The sequence below is a fragment of the Pseudomonas sp. ES3-33 genome, from assembly GCF_000952175.1.
GTDB classification, from domain to species: domain Bacteria; phylum Pseudomonadota; class Gammaproteobacteria; order Pseudomonadales; family Pseudomonadaceae; genus Aquipseudomonas; species Aquipseudomonas gregormendelii.
Window position 1 is genome coordinate 89,760 of the sequence record NZ_JZRI01000147.1, and the last position, 13,983, is coordinate 103,742.

11 protein-coding genes, 4 tRNA genes and 1 pseudogene are annotated in these 13,983 nt (G+C 60.2%); 5 read left to right on the top strand and 11 right to left on the bottom strand.

Annotation, left to right across the window (positions count from 1 at the left end):
* Nucleotides 1–176: 176 nt before the first annotated feature.
* Both UB23_RS24010 and UB23_RS24015 read left to right on the top strand, forming a co-directional pair.
* A complete protein-coding gene (locus UB23_RS24010; RefSeq protein ID WP_045061747.1) occupies nucleotides 177–2,624 on the top strand; it encodes an acyl-CoA dehydrogenase in 2,448 nt (815 codons plus the stop codon).
* Between the two features lie 74 nt (nucleotides 2,625–2,698).
* Nucleotides 2,699–3,106: a PA2817 family protein gene (locus tag UB23_RS24015; RefSeq protein WP_045061748.1), complete on the top strand. Its 408-nt coding sequence runs from the start codon at nucleotides 2,699–2,701 to the stop codon at nucleotides 3,104–3,106.
* A 162-nt stretch (nucleotides 3,107–3,268) separates the two neighbouring features.
* Here the strand turns inward: UB23_RS24015 and UB23_RS24020 are convergent, their stop codons facing one another.
* Nucleotides 3,269–4,255, bottom strand: a complete 987-nt coding sequence (locus tag UB23_RS24020; protein WP_045061749.1) for a LysR family transcriptional regulator — start codon at nucleotides 4,253–4,255, stop codon at nucleotides 3,269–3,271.
* Nucleotides 4,256–4,343: 88 nt separating this feature from the next.
* On the opposite strand from UB23_RS24020, the gene UB23_RS24025 reads away from it, so the two are divergent.
* Nucleotides 4,344–4,970, top strand: coding sequence for a serine-tRNA(Ala) deacylase AlaX (locus tag UB23_RS24025; RefSeq protein ID WP_045061750.1), 627 nt, complete (start codon nucleotides 4,344–4,346; stop codon nucleotides 4,968–4,970).
* A 173-nt stretch (nucleotides 4,971–5,143) separates the two neighbouring features.
* Here UB23_RS24025 and UB23_RS24030 read toward each other — a convergent pair.
* The 4 genes from UB23_RS24030 to UB23_RS24045 all read right to left on the bottom strand — a co-directional run bounded on the left by UB23_RS24030 (nucleotide 5,144) and on the right by UB23_RS24045 (nucleotide 5,556).
* Nucleotides 5,144–5,219, bottom strand: a tRNA-Gly gene (locus UB23_RS24030).
* A gap of 3 nt (nucleotides 5,220–5,222) precedes the next feature.
* A tRNA-Glu gene (locus UB23_RS24035) sits at nucleotides 5,223–5,298 on the bottom strand.
* Nucleotides 5,299–5,402: 104 nt separating this feature from the next.
* A tRNA-Gly gene (locus UB23_RS24040) sits at nucleotides 5,403–5,478 on the bottom strand.
* A 2-nt stretch (nucleotides 5,479–5,480) separates the two neighbouring features.
* Nucleotides 5,481–5,556 (bottom strand) — tRNA-Glu (locus tag UB23_RS24045).
* Between the two features lie 394 nt (nucleotides 5,557–5,950).
* On the opposite strand from UB23_RS24045, the gene UB23_RS24050 reads away from it, so the two are divergent.
* Nucleotides 5,951–6,709, top strand: a complete 759-nt coding sequence (locus UB23_RS24050) for a hypothetical protein (RefSeq protein WP_045061751.1) — start codon at nucleotides 5,951–5,953, stop codon at nucleotides 6,707–6,709.
* A 107-nt stretch (nucleotides 6,710–6,816) separates the two neighbouring features.
* Here the strand turns inward: UB23_RS24050 and UB23_RS30910 are convergent, their stop codons facing one another.
* The 3 genes and pseudogenes from UB23_RS30910 to UB23_RS24060 form a co-directional block, all read right to left on the bottom strand.
* Nucleotides 6,817–7,530, bottom strand: a complete 714-nt coding sequence (locus tag UB23_RS30910; protein ID WP_412548513.1) for a methyl-accepting chemotaxis protein — start codon at nucleotides 7,528–7,530, stop codon at nucleotides 6,817–6,819.
* Nucleotides 7,516–8,781 (bottom strand): annotated as a pseudogene (locus UB23_RS30915) (HAMP domain-containing methyl-accepting chemotaxis protein); the annotation flags it as partial. The pseudogene UB23_RS30915 and the gene UB23_RS30910, both read right to left, overlap by 15 nt.
* A 307-nt stretch (nucleotides 8,782–9,088) precedes the next feature.
* Nucleotides 9,089–9,850: an SDR family oxidoreductase gene (locus UB23_RS24060; RefSeq protein ID WP_045061753.1), complete on the bottom strand. Its 762-nt coding sequence runs from the start codon at nucleotides 9,848–9,850 to the stop codon at nucleotides 9,089–9,091.
* 232 nt (nucleotides 9,851–10,082) lie between these two features.
* Between UB23_RS24060 and UB23_RS24065 the strand changes: the two genes are divergently transcribed.
* A complete protein-coding gene (locus tag UB23_RS24065; protein ID WP_045061754.1) occupies nucleotides 10,083–11,087 on the top strand; it encodes an NADP-dependent oxidoreductase in 1,005 nt (334 codons plus the stop codon).
* 129 nt (nucleotides 11,088–11,216) lie between these two features.
* Here UB23_RS24065 and pyrF read toward each other — a convergent pair whose 3' ends face one another.
* From pyrF to UB23_RS24080, 3 genes are all read right to left on the bottom strand, one after another.
* Nucleotides 11,217–11,915 carry an orotidine-5'-phosphate decarboxylase gene (gene pyrF / locus UB23_RS24070; protein WP_045061815.1) on the bottom strand — a complete coding sequence of 233 codons (699 nt, stop codon included), beginning with the start codon at nucleotides 11,913–11,915 and terminating at the stop codon, nucleotides 11,217–11,219.
* 115 nt (nucleotides 11,916–12,030) lie between these two features.
* On the bottom strand, nucleotides 12,031–13,083 hold the full coding sequence (locus UB23_RS24075) for an AI-2E family transporter (RefSeq protein ID WP_045061755.1): 1,053 nt from the start codon (nucleotides 13,081–13,083) through the stop codon (nucleotides 12,031–12,033).
* 61 nt (nucleotides 13,084–13,144) lie between these two features.
* Nucleotides 13,145–13,951 carry a DUF4892 domain-containing protein gene (locus UB23_RS24080; protein WP_045061756.1) on the bottom strand — a complete coding sequence of 269 codons (807 nt, stop codon included), beginning with the start codon at nucleotides 13,949–13,951 and terminating at the stop codon, nucleotides 13,145–13,147.
* Between the last annotated feature and the right edge of the window lie 32 nt (nucleotides 13,952–13,983).

A 13,983-nucleotide genomic window follows, 5' to 3' on the forward strand; every position in this document is an offset into this window, starting at 1 on the left:
CAAACATGGGCGCATTGTCGCGAGAGCAGCGAACGATTTGCGCAGGCTGTTGCCAACCGTGCCTGCAAAACTTTTACAAGGTTTCTCACAATTCAACACCTTGCCCTGATCACCCTGCTACGGATGCCGTCTAAGCTCTGAGGGTTGGTTTTGCCCTGGTTCACGGAGGATTAAATATGCTGTTGTTGTGGATACTGGTTCTGATCGTCGGCATTGCCTATCTGGCGCATCGCCGCACCGCCCCACTACCCGCCTTGTGCATCGTTGCCGTTTATGTGGTGGCAATGGGCGCCTTCAGTCACGCGCCAGGCTGGTTGTTGTTGCTGCTATGGGTGTTGATCGCCGCCGTGGCGGCGCCCTTGTTGCTGCCGGACCTGCGCCGCAAATTTTTCAGCGCGCCACTGTTCAGCTGGTTCCAGAAAACCCTGCCGCCGATGTCGCAGACCGAGCGCGATGCGATCGACGCAGGCACAGTGTGGTGGGACGGTGAATTGTTCAGTGGCCGTCCGGACTGGGATAAATTGCTGGCCTACCCGAAAGTGCAGTTGAGCGAAGAGGAACAGGCTTTTATCGATGGCCCGACCGAAGAGCTCTGCGCCATGGTCAGTGACTGGCAGATCGGCCAGGACATGGACCTGCCACCGCAAGCCTGGACCCACATCAAGGACAACGGCTTCTTCGCCCTGATCATCCCCAAGGAATTCGGCGGCAAGGGCTTTTCCGCCTATGCCCACTCCCAGGTGGCGATGAAACTGGCGACTCGCAGCGGCGACCTCGCCTCCACCGTGATGGTCCCCAATTCCCTAGGCCCTGCCGAGCTGCTGCTGCACTACGGCACCGACGAACAACGCAACCACTACTTGCCACGACTGGCGCGCGGTGACGATATTCCGTGCTTCGCCCTGACCGGCCCGCTTGCCGGCTCCGATGCCGGCGCGATGCCCGACACCGGGATCATCTGCAAGGGTGAATGGGAAGGGCAGGAAACCCTTGGCCTGCGCCTGAACTGGGAAAAACGCTACATCACCCTGGGCCCCGTCGCGACCCTCCTCGGCCTGGCGTTCAAGGCCTATGACCCGGACCATCTGCTGGGTGACAAGGAAGACCTGGGCATCAGCCTGGCGCTGATTCCAACTGACACCCCTGGCGTCGAGATCGGACGTCGCCACCTGCCACTGGGCGCGGCGTTCATGAACGGCCCCAATTCCGGCAAGGACGTGTTCATCCCCCTGGACTACCTGATAGGCGGCCAGGAGATGCTCGGCAAGGGCTGGATGATGTTGATGAACTGCCTGTCCGTCGGCCGTTCGATTTCCCTGCCGGCAGTTGGCACCGGCGCCGCCAAGTTCACCAGCCTGGTGACCGGCCAGTACGCCCAGGTCCGCGAGCAGTTCAACGTGCCACTTTCGGCGTTCGAGGGTATCCAGGAAGCCATGGCGCGTATTGGCGGCAATGCATGGATGATGGATGCAGCGCGGATGCTTACCGCCAACGCCGTAGACCTGGGCGAGAAGCCTTCGGTGCTGTCGGCGATCCTCAAGTACCACCTGACCGAACGTGGACGCGAATGCATCAGCCACGCCATGGATGTACACGGCGGCAAGGCCATCATCATGGGCCCGAACAATTACCTGGGACGCAGCTGGAACGGCGCGCCGATCTTCATCACCGTGGAAGGCGCCAACATCCTTTCGCGCAACCTGATGATCTTCGGCCAAGGCGCGATTCGCTGCCATCCGTTCGTACTCAAGGAAATGGCCCTGGCGGGGCGCGAGGACAAGGATCAGGCCCTGGTCGAGTTCGATGCGTTGCTGCTCAAGCACATCGGATTTGCCGTTGGCAACGCCGCCAGCACCCTGGTGCTGAACCTCGGCTTTGGTCACTTTGAACGGGCGCCAGGCAATGCCCTGAGTCAAGGGTACTTCCGCGCGCTCAACCGCCAGGCCGCCGCGTTCGCCATGCTCGCCGACCTCAGCATGATGCTGCTGGGTGGCGAACTTAAACGTCGCGAACGCCTGTCGGCACGTCTGGGTGATGTACTCAGCAACATGTACCTGGCCTCTGCGGCACTCAAGCGTTACCACGATCTCGATTCGCCTGAACATATGGCGCCGCTGTTTAACTGGGCGATGGAAGAAAGCCTCGGTCAGTCGGAAAAGGCCCTCGACGAACTGCTGACCAACTTCCCGAACAAAGTACTGGGCTGCCTGCTGCGGGTGATCGTGTTTCCATTCGGTCGCCGTCACAAAGGTCCGTCGGACAAGCTCGGTGCCGAGGTCGCTGCTGTCATCGGTCGCGCCAAAGGTGATCCGACCCTGGAAGAGTTGCTCGGTGGCTGCTACCGCCCGCAGGCGGCAGATGACGCCGTCGGCGCGTTGCAGCATGCGTGCAACCTGTTGAACGCCGCGCAGCCTTTGCAGAAGAAGCTGCATGTGGCGCTCAAGAGTGGCCAGGTCAAGCCGGCTGCCGGGGAACACGCGATTGATGCGGCACTGGAAGCGGGCGTATTGCAGCCAGTGGAAGCGCTGACTTTGCGTGATGCCGAGGCGGCACGACGCAAGGTGATCGATGTCGACGACTTCGACAAGGAAGAGCTGGCACTGGCCGACGGAAAGGTCCGCTGATTCCGTCCTACCTGTAAAAACGGGCGCAGGAGCTTTATACTCCCGCGCCCGTTTTGCTCTTGAGGACTTATCTCGTGTCCAACATCGTTGCCGATCATCTCGTCCTGCTGGACCACTTGCGCAGCATCCTGGTCGCCGTGGGCGAGGCCGAGCAGGTTCCCGAAGAAAGCCATGCCTTGTTCCTGGAGCGTTTCGACGAACTGCGGGCATTGTTGCCAGTCGACCCGATCGAAAGCCAATACCTGGGCCAGGACATCCTCTGCCAGGTGATCGCCCGCTACCCGCAAATCGCCCACCTGGTCCCGCGCGACCTGCTGTGGTATTTCGCCGGTGATTGCCTGCACTACATGCCTGACGACGAAATCGATTTGTACCAGGCGCTGGAAGAACGTCGCTTCGAAGCCGAACAGAACGATGAGCCGTTCGACTGGAATCAGGAGAAGCAACTGCTGTCGATGTCCATCGACGACAGCAAGCACTGATCCACGATCAGCACTACCAGAGGCCCGCATGGTGAACATGCGGGCCTTTTTCGTGGCAGCCGATGACCCCATCGCGGGCAAGCCTTGCTCCCACAGGTAAAACCGGACCATTGTGAGCTGACCTTAAGCTCGTGGGAGCAAGGCTTGCCCGCGATGGGGCCTCTAGGGCAAACCTTCACTTTCAGGTGTCTCATAGGCCGCCATCTCTGCCCCCCGACCAGGCTTGCCCAAGGTCGGCTCTTTCTCCAGGCACTCCACCAGATAATCGATAAACACGCGCAACTTCGGCGGCATGTACCGGGTTGGTGAATGCAGCAGCCAGGCACCACCATGGTAAGACGCCAGAAAGGTCCAGTCCGGCAACACCTGCACGATTACCCCCTGCTCCAACGCGTGACGTGCCGTGAAATAAGGCAGGCTGCCAATTCCGATATGCTGCAACACCGCCCCCAGGCGAACGCCGGTGTGATTGGCGGCATAACGCCCGCGCACACCGACCGAGATCGCCTTGGTGCCCTTTTTGAATTTCCAGCGCGCATCGCTCGGAGTTTCTCCCAGGTAGATGCAACTGTGGTTGAGCAAATCATGGGGGTGCGTCGGTATGCCGTGTTCGGCCAGGTACTGTGGAGTGGCGCACAGCATATGATCGATCGTCAGCAGCTGGCGCCCCACCAGCCCGGCAGGTGGCCGATCAGTGATTCGAATGGCCAGGTCGACATGGTCATCGATCAGATCCACCTGCCGATCCTCCAGCAGCAACTCAACGTCCACCTTGGGAAAACGCCGCAAGAATTCCGGCATGTGCGGGTGAATCACAAACCGCCCAACCGCCTTGGGCACGCTCACCCGTATCAGCCCTTCTGCCTCATCCGTGAACTGGCCACTGATCTCCATGACCGACTTGGCGGCGCTGACCATTTCCTGGCAACGCTTGAACACCTCCTCGCCACCATCACTGAGCCGCAACTTGCGCGTGGTGCGTTGCAGCAAGCGAGTGGCCAACGCTTTTTCCAGGCGCGAAATGCTACGACTGACCGCCGAAGGCGAGGAGCCGAGTTGACGAGCCGCTTCAGAGAAGCTGCCAGTCTCGACAACCTTGACGAAAATCGCCATTTCACCCAGCAGCGGCAACGGAAGATTTATGCTCACAGCGCAACAGTCCTTTGATCTTTGACCGGATTATCACGCTTTTCCCCGCTACCTATAATAAAAAACAGTATTTATCCGGATTCGGCACATGACGCTTCGCCTCTTTTTCCACAGTGATGACCTCAATGCCAACGTGGAAGTACTGGACTGCATGCCGCACGAGAACGAGTTCGCCGTCGTGCTGCGGGCCACACTCTTTCACCCCCAGGGCGGCGGGCAGCCTTTTGATACCGGCTCGATAGGCGAGAGCCAAGTGCTTCGTGTGGTCCAGGATCCCGACCGCATCATCCATTTTGTCGACCGCCCGATAACCCCGGGCATGACCCGGATTCGGATCGACGAGCAACGTCGCCAGTTCAATACCCGCATGCATTCTGCCGGTCATTTGATCGGCCACCTCGTCCAGGCCATGGGCTGGATGCCAGTCAAGGCGCATCACTGGCCAGGTGAAGGCCGGGTGCAATTCAAACCTGCCGAGTCCGCACAAGAGGTCGACGTAAAGACTGTCCAGATCGGCCTCGATCAGTGGATAGCCGACGACCTGCCACGCCTGTCGTCGCTACGCGAAGGCGCGAGGGAAATCAGCTTTGGCGAACTCCCTGCCTATGGCTGCGGCGGCACTCATGTACGCAGCCTGAGGGAGTTGGGCACGGTCGCCATCGCCTCCGTCTCATCGAAGAAAGGCGTGCTATCGGTTCACTACAGCGTGGACTGAGGCTGGGGCAGCCATTCACTTCGGGCGGTATTGCCGGACACCCGATCTTTTCGATCTAAAAAGCCACACACGCAAAAGGCCCGCGCAGTCTGACTGGCGGGCCTCTTCACTTCTCGGGAACAAATTCTGCACAAACAAAAACGCCGCTCAATGAGCGGCGTTTTCGTTAAATATGGAGCGGGAAACGAGACTCGAACTCGCGACCCCGACCTTGGCAAGGTCGTGCTCTACCAACTGAGCTATTCCCGCAAATGGCGTCCCCTAGGGGACTCGAACCCCTGTTACCGCCGTGAAAGGGCGGTGTCCTAGGCCACTAGACGAAGGGGACACGCTGCCCGGAACACATGGTGTGTGTTTCGGTGCCCAGAGCCGCATCCGAAGACTTGGTTCTGGTTTCACTCAGTGCTGCCCGAAAGCAACACTGTTTAAAAATGGAGCGGGAAACGAGACTCGAACTCGCGACCCCGACCTTGGCAAGGTCGTGCTCTACCAACTGAGCTATTCCCGCATTGGCGTCCCCTAGGGGACTCGAACCCCTGTTACCGCCGTGAAAGGGCGGTGTCCTAGGCCACTAGACGAAGGGGACACACGTACAACATTCACTGCCTACCGCGTTTCGCTGTGTGCTTTACGCTGTAAGTGGCGCGCATTCTATGGATGGATTGAGAGGTCGTCAACCCCCAGATATAAATTTATTTAAATCAATGACTTCGACCTGGATTCAGGCGCGTTTCGGGCTTTTCCGCCGCCCGGTGTCTGACGCCTATATTCTGACGCCTGCCAAGACGTTATAGTCGATCTGCGCCACAGATGATGGCCATATGCACCCAATACAGAGATTACTTATATAAGGCGCATGACGGCCGATACAGGCTGGACACTGTCCGATTCAACCCGCCGTGCGGCGCTATGCGCTCCAATGCCAAGCCACTACACTCGCTCGCGAATCCCATAAAGAGGTCTTACCGGTGACTCCACTCATGATCACCCTGCTCGTCGTAGCCGGGATCGCGCTATTGATCGTCATTGGCTACATGAACAATGTGGTGGAAAACAACAAGCTGGAGAAAGCCCGCACCAAGGTTGAGCTCAACGACCGCCTGCGTCGTTGCGGTGAGATCACCGAGACGTTCCCTGGGCAGTTGATGACACCGGCGCTCAAGCTGCTGTTGACGCGCCTGGAGCTGAATGTCTGCCAGCGCCTGCTCAACCTGGAAAAATCCAATGCCGGGCTCAAGGCCCGGATTGCCGAGCTGACGGCGCTGGTCGCGCAAGGGGAATCGATTCCGGTCAATAACCCGCCGGCGCCGATCCAGACTGAGGCCAAAGCCAAGGACGTACGTTTCCTGCTTGAGGCCCTGCACGGTCAAATTACCCGCGCAGCCCAGGACGGTTTCCTGCCCACCAACGAAGCCAAGCGCTGGATCCGTGAGGTTCGCCATATCCTGGTGCTGCTGCACATCGAGTTTTTCAACAATCTGGGCCAGCACTCGCTGCAGCAAAATCAACCTGGCCAGGCGCGACTGGCTTTCGAGCGCGGCGTTCAATACCTGCGCAAACAGCAGGAACCGCAGGTTTACGCCGAACAGCTGCAGTATCTGGAGAAACTCCTGGCTCGTGCCAACGCCCAGGTGATGGACAAGACTGCGCCTGCCGAAGACGAAGTGAACCAGTTGACCGAAGGCCTCAAGGACGTCGAAGCCGATGCGGACTGGAAGAAAAAAGTCATCTACGACTGATCGACCTGTGCAGGAGCGAGCTTGCTCGCGAAAAACGTCTGAGCGCTGCGGGGTGTCTGAATCCCCGAGTCATCGTTGACGACCATCGCGAGCTCGCGCCTGCAGAGTCAGAGCCTGAAATGCCCCACCATCCCCTTCAGCTCTATCCCCAACTGCGCCAGCTCGATACTGGAAGCGGCATTGCCCTGCATCGCCAGCGAAGACTGGTCGGCGCTGGCACGGATGCTCGTTACGCTTCTATTGATCTCCTCGGCCACCGAGCTCTGTTCCTCGGCGGCTGCAGCAATTTGCTGATTCATCTGCTGAATCAATGACACGGCAGCCGCGATGCTGCCCAAGGCACTTTCGGTCTGCAGTGCATCGCTCACCGCCAGCTTGACCAGCTCCCCGCTGTTCTGGATCTGTTGCACCGATGAGTGCGCCGCAGAACGCAAGGCGCTCACCAGGCGTTCTATTTCCTCGGTCGATTGCTGGGTGCGCTTGGCCAGGGCTCGAACTTCATCTGCAACCACTGCGAAGCCCCTGCCCTGCTCTCCGGCGCGCGCGGCTTCAATCGCCGCGTTCAGCGCCAGCAGGTTGGTCTGCTCGGCCACGCTCTTGATGACGCCGAGCACCGTGCCGATGTTCTGGATCTCGGCGCTCAGGCTTTCAATGCTTGAACTGGCCGAGGTCGCTGAATCCGCCAGCAGCTCGATCCGGGCCATGCTCTGGCGCACCACTTGCTGTCCGCTTTCGACCTTGCTGTCCGCCGTCTGCGCCGCTTGAGCGGCCTCCTCTGCATTACGCGCGACGTCATGCACGGTGGCGGTCATCTGGTTCATCGCGGTGGCTACCTGCTCGGTTTCCTCCTTCTGGCTACTGACCTCAAGATTGGTCTGCTCGGTGCCTGCCGATAACGACTGCGCCGAACTGGCCAACTGTTCGATGCCGGCCTGCAAGCCACTGACGATGGTGCTTAGCCCGGTCCCCATCTGCTGCATGGCGTGCATCAGTTGACCGATTTCGTCGCGCCGGGTCACCTCGACCGTCGCACTCAGATCCCCCGATGCAATTCGCTGGGCGACCTGGATCACACTGCGCAGAGGCGCCACGATCAGGCGGGTGATCACCCACGCGGCAATCAGGCCGGCCAGGAGTGCCAGCACAGAGGAACCGATGATCAGCAATGCGTTCTTTTTCAGCTCTGCCTGCATGGACTGATCTTCGGCGACATAGGCCTGGTCCACTCGATCCACCACTTGGGCGGCACGCTGGTGCAACTGCGCATAGACGGTCTTTTCCTGAGCCAGCAGCCCGGTGTACTCCGCGAGTTTTTCGCTGAAACCGGCAATGTGGCCAGTCACTTCGTTGAGCACCGTCTTGTAGCCGTCATCCAGGACTGTGGATTTGAGCTGCTCAGCCTGGGCCAGCGCCTGGTCAGCCTGCTCGATCTTGCCCTGGCCGGCGCCGTCATCACCCTTGCGACTCAAGTCCAGGCGTACACGTGCCTCGTTCATCGCCTGCAGCATCAACCGCGAGACCTGACTGACCTGACCGGCCTGTTCGATGAATTGCGCGCCATCCTTGCCCTGGGACTCTTTCAGGGTGTAAGCCCCATCATCGGCGAGCCCGGCCTGCAAAACATCGAGGTTGTTGGCAACGCTTGAGACTGACCAATTGGCCATTTCCAAGGCCAGGTCCTTGGTCTGGCTGAGCGAGACGAACTCGTCGAAGGCTTTTCTATAAGCCGCCAGCGATTGCTCCACGTCATTCATCACCGGCACATTCGCTGCAGAGGCCTGCTTGAGCCCGGTCGCCAGGGCAATCAGCTCGTCGACCCCGGCGTGCAAGGCCTCGACGGTTTTAGCGTCGCCCCGCAAGGCGTACTCCTGCTCGAGCAAGCGCACCTTGAGCAGGCCGCTATTAAGCGAGGACATCTGTTTGAGATCATTGAAGCGCTGGCTGATGGCCTGCAACGACCATACGCCGATTGCCGCGATAAGCGCCGTCAACAACAGTACCAAGGCAAACCCCACACCCATTTTTTTTGCCATACCGAGGTTGGCAAAACGTCCTTGCACGGCCGATTTCATTGCACTGGGTCCCTTGATCGAGTCTATTCAAGCAGATTCGCAACGGGCCCCAGGCAACACAAGACTCTGACGTCGGAATAATGGCAAAAAGCTACGCACCCGTCGTTTTCAGAACGCTGGAGGTCGATCCGGCGAAGTCGCCATGAAGAAGCGGCGAGCCTGCGGATCACACGCATAGAAAGTGGCTGGATCTTACTTGGGTGACACAGTAAAAGATCGCAGCCTCGTTGCACTCGACAGCGCCTACACAGCGTCCTAAGCAGCGTCCTAAGCAGCGTCTGCGCAGGCTTGTGCAAAGCGGGCGGGTTTAGAAGGCCGTTACGCCGCCGTCCACTGCCAAGGAGTGCCCGGTGGTGAAAGCGGCGCCATCGCTGCACAGGTACAACACCGCACTGGCGATCTCCTCCACTTTGCCGATGCGACCGACCGGGTGCATCGCGTTGGCGAACTCGCCCTTCTTCGGATCCGCCTCATAAGCTCGGCGGAACATGTCGGTGTCGATCACAGCAGGGCACACGGCATTGACCCGGATTTTCTTTTTCGCATACTCGATCGCAGCTGACTTGGTCAGGCCGATCACTGCGTGCTTGGACGCCGCATAGATGCTCATCTTCGGCGCAGCGCCCAGGCCCGCCACCGAAGCCGTGTTGACGATGGCGCCACCGCCCTGGGCCAGCAGCAGAGGCAGCTGATACTTCATGCACAGCCATACGCCTTTGACGTTGACCCCCATGATGGCGTCGAACTCGTCAAGCGTGCCGTCCGCCAGCTTGCCCTTCTCGATTTCAATGCCGGCGTTGTTGAAGGCATAGTCCAGGCGCCCGTAGGCATTCACCACCTCGTCCATCAGGTGTTTCACTTCGCTTTCCTGAGTGACGTCGCAGCGCACGAAGGTCGCTTCGCCGCCCAGTGTACGAATCAGCGCCACGGTACCTTCGCCGCTTGCCGTGTCCAGGTCGGCGACCACCACTTTCAAGCCTTCAGCGGCGAATGCCTGGGCAGTCGCGCGGCCGATACCATTACCGGCGCCCGTCACTACTGCTACCTGACCAGAAAACGTCATGCTCATTGTCATGTCCTCGAAGAAAGCCGGGAAAGTGCGTGCACCCAGTCTAGACACAGGTGCCTGCAGCACGTCAGCACTATCAAGAGGCCGGTTGGCTGCTCATGAGTAGCAGTGATGAAACTGCCTGGGTGACTATCACTGCTCTGGATCGAACTGCATTCGCCGTATCAGCGAGACTTGCGGCCTGGGTCATGAAGGGCTATCAACAAGGCTTCATCCCTCTTGAGCGCCTGTCATGACTACCCAGACCAATCGCCAGTTCCTGCTCGCCAAACGTCCGGTGGGCCCGGCGACCCGCGAAACCTTCACCTATCAGGAAGTACCGGTTGGTGAACCGGGCGCAGGACAGATCCTGGTCAAAACCGAATACCTGTCCCTGGACCCTGCCATGCGTGGCTGGATGAACGAGGGCAAGTCCTACATTCCTCCAGTCGGTATCGGCGAAGTCATGCGTGCATTGGGCGTGGGCAAAGTCGTTGCGTCGAACAATCCCGGTTTTGCCGTCGGCGACTACGTCAACGGTGCCCTTGGCGTGCAGGATTATTTCCTCGGCGAGCCAAGGGGTTTTTATAAGGTCGATCCGAAACTGGCCCCGCTGCCACGCTACTTGTCAGCGCTGGGCATGACGGGCATGACCGCTTACTTCGCCTTGCTCGACGTCGGCGCGCCAAAAGAAGGCGACACCGTGGTGCTGTCGGGCGCCGCTGGCGCTGTGGGCAGCATTGCCGGGCAGATCGCCAAGCTCAAGGGGTGTCGTGTGATCGGCATCGCAGGTGGCGCGGACAAGTGCAAGTTCCTGATCGAGGAACTGGGTTTCGACGGCGCTATCGACTACAAGAACGAAGATGTGCACGCCGGCCTGAAGCGTGAATGCCCCAAAGGGGTAGACGTCTATTTCGATAATGTCGGCGGCGATATTCTTGATGCAGTGCTGAGCCGCTTGGCGATGAAAGCGCGAGTGGTTATCTGCGGCGCCATTAGCCAGTACAACAACAAGGAGGCAGTCAAGGGACCCGCCAATTACCTGTCGCTATTGGTCAACCGCGCTCGCATGGAAGGCTTTGTGGTGATGGACCACGCGGCGCAGTTCGCCGCCGCCGGGCAGGAAATGGCGGGCTGGATGGCCAAGGGACAACTCAAGAGCAAGGAAGATATCGTCGAAGGGCTGGAGACGTTCCCGGAGACGCTGATGAAGTTGTTCAGCGGGGAGAACTTTGGCAAGTTGGTGCTGAAGGTGTAACGCTGTCACTGACTGAATCAAAACCCTGTGGGAGCGGGCTTGCCCGCGATGAGGGCGTGTCCGTCGACATCAATGTTGACTGGCACATCGCTATCGCGGGCAAGCCCGCTCCCACAGGTTTAGAGCCGGTTAGGCGAGTTCGGCGACTACGGCAGCCAACGCCTTGGCTGGATCAGCCGCCTGGCTGATCGGACGGCCGATCACCAGGTAATCCGAACCGGCATCCAGCGCCTGCCGCGGGGTCAGGATGCGGCGTTGATCATCCTGGGCGCTGCCGGCCGGACGAATACCTGGCGTCACCAGTTGCAACGACGGGTGAGCCGATTTCAGGGCCTGGGCTTCCAGCGCCGAGCACACCAGGCCATCCATTCCGGCTTTTTGCGCCAATGCAGCCAGGCGCAGTACCTGTTCCTGCGGTTCGATGTCCAGGCCGATACCTGCCAGATCCTCGCGCTCCATGCTGGTCAGCACGGTCACGCCGATCAACAGCGGCTTTGGCCCCGTGCGCTGGTCGAGCACTTCGCGACACGCAGCCATCATGCGCAGGCCACCGGAGCAGTGCACGTTGACCATCCACACGCCCATTTCCGCAGCGGCTTTCACCGCCATCGCGGTGGTGTTGGGGATGTCATGGAACTTGAGGTCGAGGAATACTTCGAAACCCTTGTCGCGCAGGGTGCCGACAATTTCCGACGCACAGCTGGTGAACAGCTCCTTGCCCACTTTGACCCGGCAGAGAGTCGGGTCCAGTTGATCGGCCAGCTTCAGTGCGGCGTCACGGGTGGGGAAATCCAGGGCGACGATGATAGGAGTCTGGCAGACGGACATGGGCGGGCTCTCAGGCAGGACGAAATCGGCGCGCATTGTAGCGGAACCAGCGGCGCTGCGGGACCCGATGATCGGTAAATCGTCCCGACAGCTCAGGCAATACCAGCTTTTTCCCTCAGCGCCGCTCTTCTATGCGGGCGTGACTCTTGCTCCAGTCAGTCAACAAGCTATAGGCCACGGCCAGCAACGTGGGGCCGATGAACAAGCCAATGAAGCCGAATGCGATCAGGCCGCCAAATACCCCCAGCAACACAATCACCAGCGGCAGGTTGCCGCCCCGGCTGATCAGGTAGGGTTTGAGCACGTTGTCGACGCCGCTGATGATGAATGTGCCCCAGATCCCCAGGAACACCGCCATCCCGTAGTCACCTTTCCACGCCAGCCACGCCGTCGCCGGAATCCACACCAGTGGCGGGCCCATGGGAATCAGGCTGAGCAGGAAGGTCACGATACCGAGCACCAGGGCCCCGGGAACGCCGGCAATCAGGAACCCGACCAACGCCAGCAACGCCTGCGCCGCTGCCGTGCCGATCACTCCGTTGACCACCCGCTGTACCGTACCGGCCACCAGCTCGATGTAATAGCCGGCGCGATCGCCGATCAATCGTTCGAGCAAGCCATGGACGAAGGCCGCCAGGCGCGGTCCGTCGCGATAGAAAAAGAACACGAAGACGATGCTCAAGGTCAGTTCGAGGATACCGCCGCCGATCTGCGCACTGCGGGCCAGCAGCCAGTTGCCGACCTGCCCCAGGTACGGCTTCACCGCCAGCATCATCGCTGCGCCCTGCTGGTCGATGCTGTCCCAGATCCCCACCAGCCGCTCGCCAATCAGCGGAATCGAACCGAGCCAGGTCGGGGCCTCGGGCAGGCCGTCGACCTGCACGTCCTTGATGAAAGCGGTGGCATCGCGCACGTGATCGGCCAGGTTGAAACCCAGCCATACCAGGGGTACAGCCACCAGCAACATCCAGCCCAGGGTCAGCACGGCGGCGGCCAGGGATTCGCGACCGTTGAGCCAGCGAGTCAGCAGTCGCATCAATGGCCAACTGGCAAATGCCAGCACCGCCCCCCAGAACAACGCCGACCAGAACGGCGCCATCACCCATAAGCTCGCGCCAAACAGCACCAGGAGCAGGATCTGCACCAACAGCCGATCATTGTTGATCATGTAGGTCTCGTCAGTCAGGAAAGAGTCGGCGAGCGCGCATCCGGCGCTCGCCTGATGAAGCTTATCGCAATAGTTCGATGTGCAGGCCAGAGCCTTCGTTGCTGCCGGTTTCCATCCTTGCCGCGCGCACGCCCTGCTTTACCAGCGCCTGACGCCAGGCTTCGGCGTTCGGCCCGGAGACACTGACCCGCAGGCCGGTATCCAGGTTCAAGCCACGCGACAGCAAGCGCAACCAGGTCTCGTCGGGCGCGCCGGACAACTTCGCAAAGTCGAGTTCGCCCGTACTTTTAAGCTGTCGCAGCAAGGTGGCGGAGGTCGGCAGCAATTCGCCCAGTGGCGCGGCGGCGTCAAACTGCTCGGCATGCAGATACGCTTTACGATTGCCCCTGGTGATGCTGTAGAGCGCTACCAGGGTATTGTCCTGGGGCGCCGCCAGACGCAACAGCAGATAGGCCTGTTGATCATCGGCCCCGTACAGTTTTGCGTTGCCAAACACCTCATTGGCCCACAGGCTGCTCTCCCCGCAGTCACGCGCCTGGCACCAGAACAACAACTCGGCGCCCTGCTTCTGCAAGGCCTCACGGGCCGCGGTAAAAGCGTCAGTGGAAGAGTGTTCCGGGGGCAGTTCGTAGGTGACGGAAGTGGTCTGCCCACGCGCCGTGACCTGTCCGTCAAAGCGCAACTGCCCGCTGATCTTGCGGATCGACCCCAGCGGATAGATCCGTTCCATTTCCACGGCGGGTCGATAGTCGACGATTTGCGCATCGCCCATCCGCGGCAGCATCGGCAGGTCCTGGCTACCGGGCAAGTCGGCCGCAAACGACTGGGCACTGAAACAGCACAGCGCGAAAAAACTGAGTGAGCGCATGGAAAGACTCATCGGATCGGCATGCCCTGGGC

Excerpts from the sequence above, each read along its gene's own strand:
- UB23_RS24010 (WP_045061747.1), top strand. The coding sequence starts at position 177 with ATGCTGTTGTTGTGGATACTGGTTCTGATCGTCGGCATTGCCTATCTG.
- UB23_RS24025 (WP_045061750.1), top strand. The coding sequence starts at position 4,344 with ATGACGCTTCGCCTCTTTTTCCACAGTGATGACCTCAATGCCAACGTG.
- UB23_RS24050 (WP_045061751.1), top strand. The coding sequence starts at position 5,951 with ATGATCACCCTGCTCGTCGTAGCCGGGATCGCGCTATTGATCGTCATT.
- UB23_RS30910 (WP_412548513.1), bottom strand. The coding sequence starts at position 7,530 with ATGAACCAGATGACCGCCACCGTGCATGACGTCGCGCGTAATGCAGAG.
- UB23_RS24060 (WP_045061753.1), bottom strand. The coding sequence starts at position 9,850 with ATGAGCATGACGTTTTCTGGTCAGGTAGCAGTAGTGACGGGCGCCGGT.
- UB23_RS24065 (WP_045061754.1), top strand. The coding sequence starts at position 10,083 with ATGACTACCCAGACCAATCGCCAGTTCCTGCTCGCCAAACGTCCGGTG.
- pyrF (WP_045061815.1), bottom strand. The coding sequence starts at position 11,915 with ATGTCCGTCTGCCAGACTCCTATCATCGTCGCCCTGGATTTCCCCACC.
- UB23_RS24075 (WP_045061755.1), bottom strand. The coding sequence starts at position 13,083 with ATGATCAACAATGATCGGCTGTTGGTGCAGATCCTGCTCCTGGTGCTG.
- UB23_RS24080 (WP_045061756.1), bottom strand. The coding sequence starts at position 13,951 with ATGCGCTCACTCAGTTTTTTCGCGCTGTGCTGTTTCAGTGCCCAGTCG.